We start from the raw sequence: 15,288 nt of genomic DNA, 5'->3' as shown, positions 1-15,288 counted from the left end.
CGACCCGCCGGGCCCAGCCGGCCCAGCCAACTGCCTAAGGTGTTCCGCATGCCTGGAGTCCGTCTGCTGCCCGAGCGCTGGCAGAAGTTCATCCATGAGGCGCTCAAATTCGGCATCGTCGGCGGCATCAACACCGTCATCAATTACGCGGTGTTCAATGCTCTCGCACTCACGGTTTTCCGCGACGGCCAGCTGAAGGCGACCGTGATCGCGACCATTGTCGCCACGATCACGTCGTATCTGATGAATCGCCACTGGACGTACCGTGATCGACCGAAATCGGCACTCCGGCGCGAATACGTCCTGTTCTTCCTTTTCAACGGCGCGGGCCTGATCATCGAGCTCGGCGTCCTGGCCCTGGCCAAGTACGGCCTCGGCGTACACGGCCTGCTCGCCCTGAACGTCGCCAAGACCATCGGTGTGCTGCTGGCCACGCTGTTCCGCTTCTGGTCCTACCGGACCTTCGTCTTCCAGCCGGTCGCCCAGCACGCCGAGGAGACCTGGCACTCGGTCCCGCGTGACGAGTGGGACAACGTCGCGGAGATGGACCCGGTGGCCGAGCTGGCCGAGTCGGTCAGCGAGCTGGAGGAGGAGGAACCGCCTCCGGGCCGGCCGGCCGACTACGCGCCGCCCCGGGGCCGCCCCGCACCTGCGGACTCCGGACTGGGCGGCGCGCTCGGCTCCGAGCTGGACGCCGAAATCGCCGCGGAACTCCAGCCCCGCCGCGCCCGCCGCTGAACGACGGAAAGGCCGGCGCCCCTGACGAGGGGGTGCCGGCCTTCTCCGTCGAACGGGTCAGGGCTGGTCGCGCAGGGACTTGCCCTCGGTCATGTCGGCCAGGATCTCGCGCATCTCGCCGTCGCCCAGGCTGTGCTTGTCGTGATGCGCCTCGACCAGCTCGTAGAGCTTCGTCTGCACCCGGTCCACACCCGGCACGTCGTGCAGCACCGACTGGCCGCGCTCACCGGCCGACTCGATGGTCAGCGTGCCGCAGCCGAGCAGCCGCTCCACGAAACGCTGATGCATGGCGTGGTCGTTGATCCGGGTCAGCGGCAGATCCCGCCGGTTGCGCGACAGCACCCCCTGCTGGAGCAGCACCCGCTCGTTCGTGAACAGGTAGTGCGTGGTGCGCCAGACCAGAAACGGCCACAGCCCCAGCCACAGCACGAGCGCCAAGCCGACCGCCGCGATCACGTAGAGCGCGATCGCGCCGCCGCCACCGTCGGGCAGCAGGAGCCACCCGACGACGACCGCCGCGACGGCGAGCACGAGCACGAGGACCGGCCGGATCAGGGCCTTCCAGTGCGGGTGCAGGTGCAACACGACGTGCTCGTCCTCGGTGAGCACGTCTTCGGGGAACGCCACGGCGGAACCTCCTCGCAGAACCGGACGCGCTGACCGTAACCGGTCGGGGCATCCCGTCGGCATCGGCCGCGCGGACGGCTGCCCGTGGTTGTGGAGAGAGGGCCCTTCCTTACCGCAGGTGCAGCACGTCTCCCGCCGCGAGCCGCAACGTCTCCCCGTCGGCGTCGATCAGGAGCTGCCCGTCTGCGTCCACGCCGGTGGCGGTGCCGTGCGCGTCGCTGCCGTCGGGCAGCAGCACCCGCACCCGCCGGCCGATGGTGGCGCACCCGGCCAGGTACGCCTCGCGCAGCCCGCTGGCCTCCGCATCACCTCCGGCGTCACGCCAGCGCTCGTACCAGTCGGCGAGCGAGCGCAGCAGCGCCCGAAGCAGCGGATCCCGGTCGGTGGCGGTGGCGCCGGCGAGCTGGAGCGACGTGGCGGGCAGCCCGGTCGGGTTCTCCGGCAGCTCGTCGGCGCGCAGCGTCACGTTCAGCCCCACACCGACCACGGTCGCGGGCGGCCGGTCGGTCTCCCCCGGCACCGCCTCGGCCAGCACCCCGGCGCACTTCGCGCCGTCCACCAGCAGGTCGTTCGGCCACTTCAGCCGCGCGTCCACCTCGGCCAGCAGGCGTACCGACTCGACCAGCGCGACACCGGCGAGCAGCGGCAGCCAGCCGTACGCGGTGACGGGCACCGGCGCCCAGCCTCGCTCGGGGACCGCCTCTCCGGGCCGCAGCAGCACGCTCGTGGCGAGGCCGGCGCGCGGCGGCGACTGCCAGACGCGGCCCCGCCGTCCACGGCCGGAGGTCTGCCGCTCGGCGACCACCACCAGACCCTCCGGCTCGCCGGCTCGCGCCGCGGCCACCGCGTCCGCGTTCGTCGAGCCGGTCTCGGCCAGCAGCTCCAGCCGGCGCCAGGGCCCGTTCGGCGCGATCAGCGCGCGCCGCAGCCGGGCCGCCGACAGCGGCGGTCGGTCCAGATCGGTGTACGGCGAGCCGGGCATCCCGCCAGCCTACGGCCACCGGGCTCGCCGGTCGCCGGGAAGCGGTGAGGCGCACTGCACAGCCTCTTCCACCTGAACCATCGTTATATTCCACGGGTGACTACCGACACCGGGTTCAACATCCACACGACCGCCGGCAAGCTGGCGGACCTGGAGCGACGGCTCGACGAGGCGGTGCACGCCGGGTCGGCACGGGCGGTCGAGAAGCAGCACGCGCGGGGCAAGAAGACCGCACGCGAGCGGATCGAGATGCTGCTCGACGAGGGCTCGTTCGTCGAGCTGGACGAGTTCGCCCGGCACCGATCGACGAACTTCGGGCTGGAGAAGACCCGCCCGTACGGCGACGGCGTGGTGACCGGCTACGGCACCGTGGACGGCCGGCAGGTCTGCGTCTTCTCGCAGGACTTCACCGTCTTCGGCGGCTCCCTCGGCGAGGTCTTCGGCGAGAAGATCGTCAAGCTGATGGACCTCGCCATGAAGATCGGGTGCCCGGTCGTCGGCATCAACGACTCCGGCGGCGCGCGGATCCAGGAGGGCGTCACGTCCCTCGGGCTCTACGGCGAGATCTTCTTCCGCAACGTACGGGCCAGCGGCGTCATCCCGCAGATCTCGCTCATCATGGGCCCGTGCGCGGGCGGCGCCGTCTACTCCCCGGCGGTCACCGACTTCACCGTCATGGTCGACCAGACGTCGCACATGTTCATCACCGGCCCCGACGTGATCAAGACGGTCACCGGCGAGGACGTGGGCATGGAGGAGCTGGGCGGCGCCCGCACCCACAACGCCCGCAGCGGGAACGCGCACTACCTCGGCACCGACGAGGAGGACGCGATCGAGTACGTCAAGGCGCTGCTGTCGTACCTGCCGTCGAACAACCTGGACGAGCCGCCGGTCTTCGACGCCCCGGCGATCCTCGACGTCACCGATGAGGACCGGGAGCTTGACACGCTGATCCCGGACTCGGCCAACCAGCCGTACGACATGCACCGGGTCATCGAGCACGTCCTCGACGACGGCGAGTTCCTCGAGGTGCAGCCGCTGTACGCGCAGAACATGGTGGTCGGGTTCGGTCGCGTCGAGGGGCGCCCGGTGGGCGTGGTGGCCAACCAGCCGATGCAGTTCGCCGGCACGCTCGACATCGCCGCGTCGGAGAAGGCGGCCCGGTTCGTGCGCACCTGCGACGCGTTCAACGTCCCGGTGCTGACCTTCGTGGACGTGCCCGGCTTCCTGCCCGGCACCGGCCAGGAGTGGGACGGCATCATCCGCCGCGGCGCGAAGCTCATCTACGCGTACGCCGAGGCCACCGTCCCGAAGGTCACGGTCATCACCCGCAAGGCGTACGGCGGCGCGTACGACGTGATGGGTTCCAAGCACCTCGGCGCGGACCTGAACTTCGCCTGGCCGACCGCGCAGATCGCGGTGATGGGCGCGCAGGGCGCGGTCAACATCCTCTACCGCTCGGAGTTGGCGAACGCCGAGGACCCGGCCGCCGTCCGCGCCGAGAAGATCGCCGAGTACGAGAACACGCTCGCCAACCCGTACATCGCGGCGGAGCGCGGCTACGTCGACGGGGTGATCCCGCCGCACGAGACGCGTACCCAGATCGTGCGGGCGCTGCGGGTGCTGCGCACCAAGCGCGAGACGCTGCCGCCGAAGAAGCACGGCAACATCCCGCTGTAGTGCGCCGGGTGCCCCCGCCGGTCCAGCGGCGGGGGCACCGGCGTCAGCAGCCCGGGTTCGAGGCCACGCACATCCGCTCGGCCGCAACCCGGCCCATCTGTTTCACCTGCTCCTCCGTCACCCGCGGCTCCGGGACATCGGTGCGCAGCCCGCCGGACGGGATCAGCACCGCCACCAGGTCGCCCACCCGCAGGACCAGCCGGTCCTCGGCCAGCGGCGGATAGCCGGGCGGCTGGCCGGTCACCTCGTCCTGCGGCACGGTGACCTCGTGCCGCAGCAGCAGCGCCTCATCTCCGGCGAAGCCGCTCGCCGCGACGTACCAGCGGTGCACGACCTCGGCGCCGGTCATCCCCCGCTCGGTGTAGACCTGGCCCGTCGTCCGCCACGCGCCGCAGGCCGCGACAGTGCCTTCCAGGTCGGCGACGAACCGGTCCGCCGCGCCCGGCGCCATCCGGTAGACGTCCTGGGTGAGGACCGTTCCGATGGTGGTCGCGGGCTCGGTCGGCGGTTCCATCAGGGTCTGCGACCGCGAGTAGCGCGAGCGCGGTTCCTCAGCCGGCCGCCCCTGTTCCCGGGCGCAGACCTGGAGGAGGTCGTCGACCCGGACCGGCTCGTCGAGGCCGGTCTCGCTGAGCCGCTCACCGGTCGGAGCGGGTATGTCGGCCGGTTCCAGCATCGCCTCGGCCACGATCTCCCCCGGCCCGTCGACCGCACCGGCGGCGGGCGGTGGCGACGCACCGGTCCGGTCCACCAGGGTCGCGGTGAGCGCCGCCACGACCACCACCGAGACCGCGGCGAGCGCGGCAGAGCGCCGGCTGCGCCGCCGGGCCGTGGCCCGGATGGCCTCCGGCTCCGGCCAGGTGACGTCGCGCAGGTCCCGGTGCAGCAACTCCACGAGCGCGACGTCGTCAGGCATCTGCCGCCTCCTCTTCCAGGTCCACCACGGCGAGCAGCTCGGCGAGCGCGGTCCGCCCCCGGAACAGCCGGGCCTTCACGGTGCCGATCGGCGCCTCGGTCTCCCGCGCCACCTCGGCGACCGGCATGCCGAGCAGGTAGTGCATGGCGATCGCGGTGCGCTGAGCCTCGGGCAGCCGGCGCAGCGCGGCGACCACCTCCAGCGTCTCGGTGCTCGGCGCCGGCACGTCCGCCACCGCGCCGTGCCGCAGGTAGGCGCGCGCCCGGCTGCGCAGGCTGCGCCAGCGGCTCACCGCGATCCGGCTCGCCACCACCCGCACCCAGGATTCCGGGTCGTCGTACCCGCGCACCGTGGACCACCGCTGCCAGGCCCGGATGTACGCCTCCTGCACGGCGTCCTGCGCCTCGGCGAGGTCGCCGGTGAGCACGTAGACGAAGCCGAGCAGCCGCTGCCGGCTGCCCCGGTAGAACTCGTCGAATCCGTCGCTGTCGGGCACCTGCCACCTCCCCGTGTTCGTGAGGGGACACGCCTGGCGGCGCGGCGCGGGTTGCCCGCTCAGCCGACCAATTTCTCCAGAACGCCTCGCGGGAAGCCGCCGGCCGGGATCCGGTCGCGGACCGCCCGGCGGACCGCGACCTGCACCGCCGCGTTGGCCGGGGTCGGCACGCCGTGCAGGCGCCCGAGCAGCACGATCTCGCCGTTGAGGTGGTCGGTCTCGACCGAGCCCGCGCCCCGGGCGAGACTCTGCCAGGTGGAGCCGCCGGAGCGCTCCTCGCCGCCGACCGGCCGGTGCGACACCCGGTCACCGCGCTCGGCGGCCTCCTCCTCGACGGTGGTGTGGACGATGCCGGCCGCCGCGAGCGCCGCCTCGCCCTCGGCGCGCACCCGCTTCGACAACGACTCGGGCACCTCCCGGCCGAGCAGCGCCTGGAGGCCGTTGCCGAGGTTGGCGAGCAGCTTGCCGTACTTCCAGCGCATCACGTCGTCGCGCACCGGGGCGACGAACCCGGCGACGGTCAGGTCGGCGGCGACCGCCCGGCTGGTGTCGTCGGCGCCGCTCGGGTAGCGGCCGATGTGCAGCATGCCCGGGTGCGGGTGGCCGTTGGCGACCACCACGCCCGGCTCCAGGTGGGTGGCGGGCAACCAGACGCACACCGGGTGTACGCGGGCGAAGCGGCGCAGCGCTTCCGGCTCGTTGGCCACGCCGTTCTGGGCCAGTACGACCGGCAGCCGTTCGCCCGCCGTTCCGCCGCCCTCGACCGGGGCGTCCGCCCAGGTGTCGAGCGCCGCCACGGTGTCCTGCGACTTCACGGTGAGGACCAGCACGGTGTCGGCCGGCAACGGCGGGCCGTCCGGCCCGGCCACCGCCGGGAGCCGGACGGTCACGGCACGGTCGGGCGTGCGCAGCGTCAAGCCCCGCTCTCGCAACGCGTCCAGGTGCGCGCCGCGGGCCACGAGTGTCACGTCGTGGCCGGCGTCGGCCAGGAGTACGCCGATGGTGCCGCCGACCGCGCCCGCTCCGATGATCACGTATCGCACGGTCCGATTCTGCCCTGCCGGGAGGCGGCCCGCTCCGCGACGCGGTGTGACGCGATGATCAGGCGGTGAGGCCCGTGTCGGCCAGGATCGGGCCGGCCAGCAGCAGCGCGCCGGCGGCCAGCGCGCCGACGCTCACCAGCAGGAACACACCCACCCAGAACAGCGCCGGGAACGGCGTGATCCGGGCGAGCTGGTCGGCGTCGGACTGCGGCATCCGGCCCCGGGCGCGCTGCCGGTGCAGCTCGAACACCGGCCGTACGCCGCCGAGCAGCAGGAACCAGACCGACGTCCAGGCGAACGCGGCCTGCACCTCGGGCGAGGTGTACCAGGACACGGCGAGCACCACGCCGCCGGTGACCAGCAGCGACAGCACGCCGAACAGGTTGCGGATCATCACCAGCATGCCCAGCAGCAGCGCGACCGCGAGCCAGAGCAGCAGCGTGATCCGGTTCCCGGCCAGCAGCCACGCGCCGCCGAGGCCGAGCAGCGATGGCGCGACGTACCCGGCGAGCAGGGTGAGGATCATCCCGGGCCCGGTGGGACGGCCAGCGGACAGCGTCAGCCCGGAGGTGTCCGAGTGCAGCCGGATGCCGTGCAGCCGCCGGCCGGTGAGCAACGCGACGAGCGCGTGGCCGCCCTCGTGCGCGATCGTCACCGCGTTGCGGGCGACCCGCCAGGGCAGCCGGGCCACGACCACCGCGAGCGCGACCACGGCGGTGAGCACCACGAGCAGGGGCGGCGGGTCCGGCTGGGCGCTGGTCAGCGTGTCCCAGAGCGTGGTGAGACCGTCGATCAGGGGCATGGGCGGGGAGCCTACCGGCCCGAGCCGTGTCGCTCGACCGATGAGCCTCACAGAGTGTGAGACGACGTGGACCGATGACGGCGTGATCCTCGACGGTGGCCACCACGTCGAGGTCGCGGTGGCCGCGCCACCTGGGCCAACGACAGCCGTCGATGAAAATTTCCTTCTCCCTATTGTGATCTAGGGCATTAACCTCCAAAGATGGACATCAATCAGTGCATGTCCCTCTGGAGGCAATCATGGCCCGTACCAGACTCTCCGTACGCCGGCTTCTCGCCGCCGGCCTGGCCGCCGCCGCCACCGCGGCCGTGGCCCTCGTGGCGACCGCCGGACCGGCCGCCGCCGCGACCACGCCGGGGATCGACGTCTCCCGCTACCAGGGCGGCATCAACTGGACCAGCGTCCGCAACTCCGGCATCCAGTTCGCGTTCATCAAGGCCACCGAGGGTACGAGCTACAAGGACCCGAACTTCAACGCGAACTACGTCAACGCGTACAACGCCGGGGTGATCCGGGGGGCGTACCACTTCGCCCGGCCGAACATCTCCGCCGGTTCCACCCAGGCCAACTACCTGGCCAGCAACGGTGGCGCCTGGTCGGCGGACAGCCGTACGCTGCCCGCCGCGCTGGACCTGGAGGGCAACCCGTACAGCGGCGGCTACTGCTACGGCCTGAGCACCACCGGCATGCGCAACTGGGTCCAGGACTTCCTCAACACCTACCGCTCCCGCACCGGCCGGTACGCGGTCATCTACACCACGACGAGCTGGTGGAACCAGTGCACCGGCAGCTGGAGCGGCCCGTGGGCCAACCACCCGCTGTGGCTCGCCCGCTGGGCCAGCTCGCCCGGCACCCTGCCGGCCGGCGCTCCGTTCTATAGCTTCTGGCAGTACACCAGCTCTGGCTCCGTCTCCGGGATCAGCGGCAACGTGGACCGCAACTACTGGAACGGCGACCGCAGCCGGCTCATCGCCCTGGCCAACAACACCTGACGTACGTGCGACACAAGTGGGACCGCCTCTTCACGAGGCGGTCCCGCTGTCGTCGTACCCGGGTCAGGCTCTGCGGCGCGCGGTGGCCGGGACGGGCACCGGCGTGCGGCGCGTCAGGCGCCACGCCGCCACACCGGCGACCGTGAGCGTCAGCACGCCGAGGACCGCGACCGGCGCGGACAGGCCGGCGGCGACCAGGAGCAGTACGACGTCGCCGAGCGCAACGAGCATCCACAGTGCCAGCCGCGGGCCGGTGTACCTCCGTCGGTAACCCATGTCGCGCCTCCTTCCGTCGTTGGAGGAATTCATACCCCCGAGGACGGAAAGCCATGCCAGCGAGTTTCGTGACCGGTGGGATTCCGGTCAGTTCCGGCGGTCCGGCACGAAGCCCTTGGTGATGATCTCCCAGTTCGCCAGGTTGGCGTCCCAGTCCTTCGCGGGCACCTCCCAGCGCAGCGCGAAGCCCCGGTTGCTGGCCGTCGCCACACCACGGTTGCGCACGTGGAAGCGGGTGTCGCCGTTGCGCGTCTCCAGCCAGTCCCAGTCGGCGCAGGTGCGGAAGTAGGGGTCGCACTTGGTGATGCCGACCAGCTTGTAGTCCCGGACGCGGGAGGCGCGGTACGGCTCCTGGCCCTTCCAGTCGGTGTACGCGTCGTCCTTCGGGTTCGGCGTCCACTGGATGAACAGCACGCGCCGGGCACCGCCGACCTCGTAGAGCACGACGTTGTCCCCGCCGACCCGCGCCTGGAAGTTCTCCGGGATCGGCACCTTGAAGCCGTTCGGGCCGGTGTAGAGACGCCAGCCGGCCGGCAACGCAACCCCGGACGCCGACGGGCTGGCCGACGGCGTGGGGCTGGCCGACGCACTGGTCGCCGGGGCGCTCGGCGACGCGCTCTCGCTCGGCGCGGGCGGCGGCGCCGCCGACGCCGAGGTGCCGGCCGTCGGTTCACCGCCGTCGCCGTCGTCACCGTTGTTCAGCAGCGGCACGGCCACCACCAGGCCGACGAGCAGCAGCAGGACCAGCGCGCCGATCAGCAGGTTGCGCCGGTTGGGCGCGGACTTCTCGACCGGCAGCACGGTGGCCCGGCCGGTCGACGGCGCCGGATCGGCGGAAGCCGGGCCGACCGGCGCGGAGCCGGACGTGGCCGGGCTGACCGGCACCGGAGTGCCGGTGACCGGCTCGCCGTCGAGCCGCGTCTCGTCAAGCGCCGGGTCCACGCCGTCCACCCGGGCCCCGTCGTCCACAAGCGTCTCGTCGGCCGAGGGGGCCGGATCGAGCTTCGCCGTCGGGTCGGCGGGCGGCGGGGTCACCTTCGCCGTGGGCCCGGCGTCCGAAGTGGGCGCCGGCGCCTCAGCTGCCGGGTCGGCGACTGCCGCCGTACCCCCGGTCGCGGCGACGCCGGACGCGGCGCTCGCCGCGCGTTCGGCCTGGTCGGCCGGGCGCGGCGCGGGCACCAGCGGCGGACGCGGCACACGCGGACCGTTCGGCCCCGGCCGGCGTACGCCGTCCAGCAGCGAGATGCTCTTGGCCCGTCGCCCTCCGGCCTTGCGCAGCATGCGCTCCGCCACCTCGGCGGTGATCCGCTCCTCCGGGTCCTTGCGCAGCAGGCCCTGGAGGAGCGGCTTCAGCGGCCCGGCGTTGCGCGGCGGCGGCATCGGCTCGGTGGCGAGCGCGGCCAGCGTGGCGATCGCCGACGGACGCGCGTACGGCGACTTGCCCTCGACAGCGGCGTAGAGCGTGGCGCCGAGCGACCAGAGGTCGGCCTCCGGGCCGGCCGTGCCTTCGCGGGCGCGCTCCGGAGAGATGTACGCGGGCGAGCCCAGCACCATGCCGGTGCGTGTCACGTTCGGGTCGCCGGGGATGGTGGCCAGGCCGAAGTCGGTCAGCACCACGCGGCCGTCCTCGCCGAGCAGCACGTTGCCCGGCTTGACGTCGCGGTGCATGACGCCGGCCTTGTGCGCGGCGTTCAACGCGTTCAGCACGCCGAGGCCGATCTCGACCGCCTTGGCCGGGGTGACCGGGCCGTCCTCGGCGATGGTGTCCTGCAACGACTTCGACGCCACGTACTCCATGACGATCCACGGATCGCCGTCGGTGCGCAGCACGTCGAAGATGCGGACCACGTTGACGTTGTTGAGGCGGGCGATCGCCCGCGCCTCACGCAACGAGCGCTCGCGCATCTCGCGGCGCTCGTCCGGAGTGAGACCGGGTGGCGGGACCAGTTCCTTGATGGCCACGTCCCGGTGCAGCACCTCGTCCCGCGCCTTCCAGACGCGGCCCATGCCGCCTTGACCGAGCGGCGTGAGAAGCCGGTATCGGTCTGCGACGAGTTGGGGGAGCGCGTTCGACATCGCAGAAACCGTACCCGGCGGCTGCGACGCTCACACCGTCGGCACGCCACTGTACGGCGAAGATCGAATTCACGACGCGTACCCTTGGGTCATGCCTGCCGAGGAGCCGCTGTTCCGCATCGTCCGTGGCGTGCCCACCGCCGAGGAGCTGGCCGCTCTGGTCGGCGCGATCGTGGTGCGCACCCGCCCGGCCCAGGCCGCCGCGCCGGCCCCCGTGTCGCACTGGGCGCACAGCGCGCGGCCCGCGCCGGCCGGCCCGATCGCCGGCCCCGGCGCGTGGCGGGCCTCCGGCTTGCCCCGCTGACGTCCCGTTCCGTCCGCCCGGCAACCCGTGTGGGGCTGCCGGGATCCACGTCGAGCCATTAACCTCACTCAGGGAAACCGTGTGGTGACGGGCAGGAGGCTCGATGATCCCGGAGGACAACCGTCCGGCTGGCTGGCTACGCGGCTACGGCGGCATCGAGGCCGACATCCGACAGATGCGGGAGTTCGCCGGCCGCCTCCAGGACGAGGTGACACGCAACTACTCGCCGCACCTGTCCTACATCGCCGACGACATGAAGGCCCCGGTGCCCAACCCGGCCGACGCCTTCATCGAGCTGGTCCAGTTCCTCCAAGCCCACCACGACACTCAGACGGCGGCGGTCAGCGCCGTATGGGACCTCGCACCGGCGACCGGCCGGCTCGCCGACGCCGCCGGACGGATCGCCGCTCGCTACGGCGACGCCGACGCGTTCTCCTCCGCCCGCGTGGCCGACGTGGAGCGAGCACTCGCCGGGCCGTCCAGCACCGTCGCCCGCCCGATGCCACCGCTTGCCGACCCCACCGCCCCCGAGCAGGGCCGGGTGAACCTGCCGTGATCGAACGGGGCAGCGGACGCACCTCCGGGCTGACCGACTGGCGGCTGATGGACGTCCTCAGCATGTGGGCGTGTGTGCAGGACCAGGACACCGCCGGCCAGTGGAAGCAGGTGGCCGGCTGGCGCAAGGTCTGCGACCTCGCGCTGACCCACCTGAGTCGCCTGCGGGAATACCGGCGCGGCCTGGCCGAGGCGTGGCCGCCGGAGACCAACGGCGCCGCGCGGGCGTACATCGCCGAACTCGACCAGCTCATCGACCGCGTGCAGCGCACCCACGACGCCGCAGCCGCGAACTACGACGCGCTGGCAGCAGCCGCCCGCGCCATCGGCAGCGCGCGGGCCGAGCTGCAACCACTGCACGAGGAGTACGAGAAGAAGCTGCGGCAGAAGCAGGCGTACGAGGCGACGATCGCCGACACGAAGGCGGTGGCGGGCAGCCGGTTGCCGGAGCGGCCGCCGGTGACCGACGACGATCTGGAGCAGTTGAACGTACGGGCGCGCGGGTTGATGACGGGGTTGAGCGGCGAACTCCAGCAAGCCCAGGTCATGCTCCAGCGCCCGCCTGCTGTTCCTCGACCTGGCATCGAGACGAATAACCCAGATATCTATGGGGCCAGTGGGGCAGCACCTGTTATCCCGCCAATCGCTCCGATTGCTCTCACAAGTCCAAGCCGAAGGTCAAAGCCATCGCCGCTTGGTGGCGCTTCCAATAAAAGGTCACAAAGTCCCCCCGCGGTGGGCGTCGGACCAGTCCTTGGCAGCGCCGGCCCCACCCTGACCCCTTCTCAAAATATCGCCACACCAAACGCTCCGCTGACTCCCCCGGCGTTGCCAAACTCGGCTCCCCTGCCGCCGACCGCTCCTGGCACTCTAGGCGCTAACCCATCTTCGCGGGATACTCGACACCCCTTCACTGGCAGATCAGGTTCAAGCGAGGCGCCGAAGAACGCCTTCCCCCGAACGCAGCCGAACGGATTAATCGGTCAGCCAACCGGCCCGGCTATCGTCCCGCCATACTCTCCAAATTCCACGCCCCGCAGGGTGAATCCCGTAGGAGGCGTTATCGGAGGTGGAGGCGCGGGCACCGCGCCCACCGGCAATGCTGGATCGCGCCCCGGAATTGGACGAAACTCAATGATGAGCCCAATGGGCGGACCACCTCTTGGCGGCTATCCCTCCACGAGCAACCGATCCAGTCGCCAGAACGAGCCGGGTGGATCATCCCCAACGTGGGATCCAGACCATCCCTGGGAGACCGATAAAGGGGTTAGTCCGGTCGTGCTACCCCCGACCGACGACGGTCCGATTGATCCAGGACCATCCATCGGTCGAGATCGTTGACTGATTCACCATGCGCGTAGCCCTCTCGATCTTGGCCGCGGCCAGCTTCATCGCAGTTCAGACAGTGCAGCCAGTCGCGTCAGCGGACGCGTCGCGCATCCGAAAAGATCAGTGGCATCTTACCTTCCTCAAGGTAAACGAAGCCCATAAGATCTCTCGCGGAGCCGGCGTCCTAGTGGCCGTCCCTGATACTGGCGTTGACCCCCATCCGGACCTCTCCCGAAACCTGCTTAGAGGCAAGAACGTTCTGACAGGCACCGGAGATGGTTTGCATGACGCAAACAGCCACGGAACCGCCATGGCGGGGCTCATCGCGGCCCATGGCTCCAACGGGACAACCGGCGCACTCGGCATAGCGCCCGAAGCCAAGATTCTCCCAATCATATCGTCCACATCGGACAACTACGGCGAGGCTGACAAGCTCGCCGAGGCAATAGACTATGCAGTCACGCAACACGCCGGGGTGATAAGCATCTCCAGCGCAGGTGTCACAAGCGATGAACTGATCCGTTCAGTGAATAATGCACTGGCCGCCGACATAGTCGTTATCGCAGGCGTTGGCAATCTCCCCGAAGCCGCCATGATCGGTTATCCAGCCGCAGAGAAAGGCGTCATCGCCGTAAGCGGGACCGATCAGGCCGGGAACCATGCCTCAATCGCAGTCACAGGATCTAAGATCGATGTCGCCGCTCCTGCTGTCGATATCTACAGCACGAGCTACGGCGGCAAGTACTCGAAGGGCACGGGGACCTCCAGCGCAACCGCGATCGTTGCCGGGGCTGCTGCTCTTATCCGCTCCAAGTATCCCGACCTCCCCGCTGCGGAAGTCGCCCATCGGCTGACCGCCACCGCCGTCGACAAGGGACCGCCGGGCCGCGACGACCAGTACGGCTACGGCGTGATCGACCTAGTCGCCGCGCTCACCGCCGACGTCCCCCCGCTCGGCTTCGAGTCCTCGAACGTCACGCCACCGGCATCGGCGGAGGCAGCCCCGGACAAGGGCGACGACAGCAGCGCGACCGTACGCGGGCTCGCCACCCTGGGTGTGCTGGTGGCAGCGGGCGGCGGGTACCTGTTCTGGCGTCGGCGCCGACGTGCCGACGACCCGCCGCCGAGGGTCAGCCGGTAGCGTCGTCGGGGTGTCGACCTCCGTACCGGTGCGCCTCGTGCTCGCCTCGCAGTCCCCCGCCCGCCGCAAGTTGCTCCAGGCGGCCGGAATCGAGCCCGACGTGCTGGTGAGCGGCGTGGACGAGTCGCAGGTGGTGAGCGATCGGGCCGAGGATCTGTGCCTGGAACTGGCCCGGTTGAAGGCGCAGGCGGTACGCGATCGGCTGCGGCCCTCGGCGGACGGGCGCACGCTGGTGCTCGGCTGCGACTCGGTGCTCGCCTTCGACGGCGAAATCCTCGGCAAGCCTGATGACGCGGCGGACGCCACCCGGCGGTGGCAACGTATGCGCGGGCGAAGCGGCGTCCTGCACACCGGGCACTGCCTGATCGATGTGACTCACGGGTCCCGCGCCGAGGGGGTCGCCTCGACCACCGTGCACTTCGCCGACATCAGCGACGACGAGATCGCCGCGTACGTGGCGACGGGCGAGCCGCTGGCGGTGGCCGGCGCGTTCACCATCGACGGGCTGGGTGGGGCGTTCCTGACCGGGATCGAGGGTGACCCGGGCACGGTGGTGGGGTTGTCCCTGCCGCTGCTGCGCCGGCTGCTCGCCGAGGTGGAGCTGAGCATCGTCGACCTGTGGACGAAGGTCGCGCCCGGGGGCCAGGAGATCGAACATCTCGGCTAACGTCCGGACATGACCACGAAGACGCTGCCGCTCACCCCCGAACTGCACGCCTACCTGGTGGCCCACGGGTCCACGCCGGACGAGATCGTCCGGGAGCTGGCCGAGGAGACCCGGGCGGCCCTGCCGGCCGAGGCGGTCATGCAGGTCGCGCCGGAACAGGCTGCGTTCCTGACGTTCCTGACCCGGCTCCTCGGCGTACGGCAGGCGGTCGAGGTGGGCACGTTCACCGGCCTCTCCTCGCTGGCGATCGCCCGAGGGCTGGCCGAGGGCGGCCGGCTGACCTGCTTCGACATCTCCGAGGAGTACACGGGCGTGGCCCGGCGCTACTGGGAGCGCGCGGGTGTGCAGGACCGGATCGAGCTGCGCATCGGTCCGGCCGCGGACACGCTGCGGGAGCTGCCCCGCGAGCGTTACCTGGACTTCGCGTTCATCGACGCGGACAAGGTCGGCTACCCGGTCTACTGGGACGAACTGGTGCCCCGGATGCGTCCCGGCGCGCTGATCGCCGTCGACAACACGCTGCGCGACGGCCGGGTCCTGGCCCCGTCCAACGCCGACGACCGGGCGATCGCCGCCTTCAACGACACGGTCGTCGCTGATGTGCGTGTGGAGGCGGTCATGCTGCCGATCGCCGACGGGGTCACGCTCGCCCGGGTGCGCTGAA

17 protein-coding genes are annotated in these 15,288 nt (G+C 71.2%); 8 read left to right on the top strand and 9 right to left on the bottom strand.

What is annotated here, in order from left to right; genetic code table 11:
• The first annotated feature begins 48 nt into the window (after positions 1–48).
• A complete protein-coding gene (locus ACFYO8_RS11790; RefSeq protein ID WP_355014930.1) occupies positions 49–738 on the top strand; it encodes a GtrA family protein in 690 nt (229 codons plus the stop codon).
• Positions 739–795: 57 nt separating this feature from the next.
• Here ACFYO8_RS11790 and ACFYO8_RS11785 read toward each other — a convergent pair whose 3' ends face one another.
• Both ACFYO8_RS11785 and ACFYO8_RS11780 read right to left on the bottom strand, forming a co-directional pair.
• On the bottom strand, positions 796–1,365 hold the full coding sequence (locus tag ACFYO8_RS11785; RefSeq protein ID WP_354864857.1) for a PH domain-containing protein: 570 nt from the start codon (positions 1,363–1,365) through the stop codon (positions 796–798).
• Positions 1,366–1,474: 109 nt separating this feature from the next.
• Positions 1,475–2,347 (bottom strand): biotin--[acetyl-CoA-carboxylase] ligase, encoded by an 873-nt coding sequence (locus ACFYO8_RS11780; protein WP_354864855.1) that lies wholly within the window; start codon positions 2,345–2,347, stop codon positions 1,475–1,477.
• 96 nt (positions 2,348–2,443) lie between these two features.
• Between ACFYO8_RS11780 and ACFYO8_RS11775 the strand changes: the two genes are divergently transcribed.
• A complete protein-coding gene (locus tag ACFYO8_RS11775) occupies positions 2,444–4,027 on the top strand; it encodes an acyl-CoA carboxylase subunit beta (protein WP_354864853.1) in 1,584 nt (527 codons plus the stop codon).
• A 43-nt stretch (positions 4,028–4,070) separates the two neighbouring features.
• On the opposite strand, the gene ACFYO8_RS11770 is transcribed toward ACFYO8_RS11775, so the two are convergent.
• Genes ACFYO8_RS11770 through ACFYO8_RS11755 form a run of 4 tightly spaced genes read right to left on the bottom strand, consistent with a single transcriptional unit; the run spans position 4,071 to position 7,284 of the window.
• A complete protein-coding gene (locus tag ACFYO8_RS11770; protein WP_355014900.1) occupies positions 4,071–4,943 on the bottom strand; it encodes a hypothetical protein in 873 nt (290 codons plus the stop codon).
• Complete coding sequence (locus tag ACFYO8_RS11765) at positions 4,936–5,439, bottom strand: SigE family RNA polymerase sigma factor (protein WP_354864849.1); 504 nt, start codon at positions 5,437–5,439, stop codon at positions 4,936–4,938. Before ACFYO8_RS11765 ends, ACFYO8_RS11770 begins: the two co-directional genes overlap by 8 nt.
• Positions 5,440–5,498: 59 nt before the next feature.
• The gene (locus tag ACFYO8_RS11760; RefSeq protein WP_355014898.1) at positions 5,499–6,482 is read right to left on the bottom strand and encodes a 2-dehydropantoate 2-reductase N-terminal domain-containing protein; all 984 of its coding nucleotides are present in this window, start codon (positions 6,480–6,482) and stop codon (positions 5,499–5,501) included.
• Between the two features lie 58 nt (positions 6,483–6,540).
• Positions 6,541–7,284 (bottom strand): M50 family metallopeptidase, encoded by a 744-nt coding sequence (locus tag ACFYO8_RS11755; RefSeq protein WP_354864845.1) that lies wholly within the window; start codon positions 7,282–7,284, stop codon positions 6,541–6,543.
• A gap of 239 nt (positions 7,285–7,523) precedes the next feature.
• On the opposite strand from ACFYO8_RS11755, the gene ACFYO8_RS11750 reads away from it, so the two are divergent.
• Entirely contained in the window at positions 7,524–8,276 is a 753-nt protein-coding gene (locus ACFYO8_RS11750) for a GH25 family lysozyme (RefSeq protein ID WP_354864843.1), read from the top strand.
• A gap of 63 nt (positions 8,277–8,339) precedes the next feature.
• On the opposite strand, the gene ACFYO8_RS11745 is transcribed toward ACFYO8_RS11750, so the two are convergent.
• A complete protein-coding gene (locus ACFYO8_RS11745; protein ID WP_354864841.1) occupies positions 8,340–8,552 on the bottom strand; it encodes a hypothetical protein in 213 nt (70 codons plus the stop codon).
• 87 nt (positions 8,553–8,639) lie between these two features.
• Positions 8,640–10,628 carry a protein kinase gene (locus ACFYO8_RS11740; RefSeq protein ID WP_355014897.1) on the bottom strand — a complete coding sequence of 663 codons (1,989 nt, stop codon included), beginning with the start codon at positions 10,626–10,628 and terminating at the stop codon, positions 8,640–8,642.
• Positions 10,629–10,719: 91 nt separating this feature from the next.
• Here ACFYO8_RS11740 and ACFYO8_RS11735 point away from each other — a divergent pair, with 91 nt between their 5' ends.
• Positions 10,720–10,932 carry an acyl-CoA carboxylase subunit epsilon gene (locus ACFYO8_RS11735; RefSeq protein WP_355014896.1) on the top strand — a complete coding sequence of 71 codons (213 nt, stop codon included), beginning with the start codon at positions 10,720–10,722 and terminating at the stop codon, positions 10,930–10,932.
• A gap of 103 nt (positions 10,933–11,035) precedes the next feature.
• Positions 11,036–11,488, top strand: coding sequence for a hypothetical protein (locus ACFYO8_RS11730; RefSeq protein ID WP_355014895.1), 453 nt, complete (start codon positions 11,036–11,038; stop codon positions 11,486–11,488).
• A gap of 292 nt (positions 11,489–11,780) precedes the next feature.
• On the opposite strand, the gene ACFYO8_RS11725 is transcribed toward ACFYO8_RS11730, so the two are convergent.
• Complete coding sequence (locus ACFYO8_RS11725; RefSeq protein WP_354864833.1) at positions 11,781–12,035, bottom strand: hypothetical protein; 255 nt, start codon at positions 12,033–12,035, stop codon at positions 11,781–11,783.
• Between the two features lie 803 nt (positions 12,036–12,838).
• Here ACFYO8_RS11725 and ACFYO8_RS11720 point away from each other — a divergent pair.
• From ACFYO8_RS11720 to ACFYO8_RS11710, 3 genes are read left to right on the top strand one after another with little or no spacing between them, the layout of a single operon-like run.
• Positions 12,839–13,957 carry a S8 family serine peptidase gene (locus tag ACFYO8_RS11720; protein ID WP_355047181.1) on the top strand — a complete coding sequence of 373 codons (1,119 nt, stop codon included), beginning with the start codon at positions 12,839–12,841 and terminating at the stop codon, positions 13,955–13,957.
• A 10-nt stretch (positions 13,958–13,967) separates the two neighbouring features.
• Entirely contained in the window at positions 13,968–14,624 is a 657-nt protein-coding gene (locus ACFYO8_RS11715; RefSeq protein WP_354864831.1) for a Maf family protein, read from the top strand.
• Between the two features lie 9 nt (positions 14,625–14,633).
• Complete coding sequence (locus tag ACFYO8_RS11710; RefSeq protein WP_354864829.1) at positions 14,634–15,287, top strand: O-methyltransferase; 654 nt, start codon at positions 14,634–14,636, stop codon at positions 15,285–15,287.
• Position 15,288: the final 1 nt, after the last annotated feature.

This window comes from Micromonospora sp. NPDC005257, from assembly GCF_042872445.1.
GTDB lineage: Bacteria > Actinomycetota > Actinomycetes > Mycobacteriales > Micromonosporaceae > Micromonospora.
The sequence above is the reverse complement of the archived record's forward strand: the minus strand, read 5'-3'. Positions and strand labels throughout refer to the sequence as shown.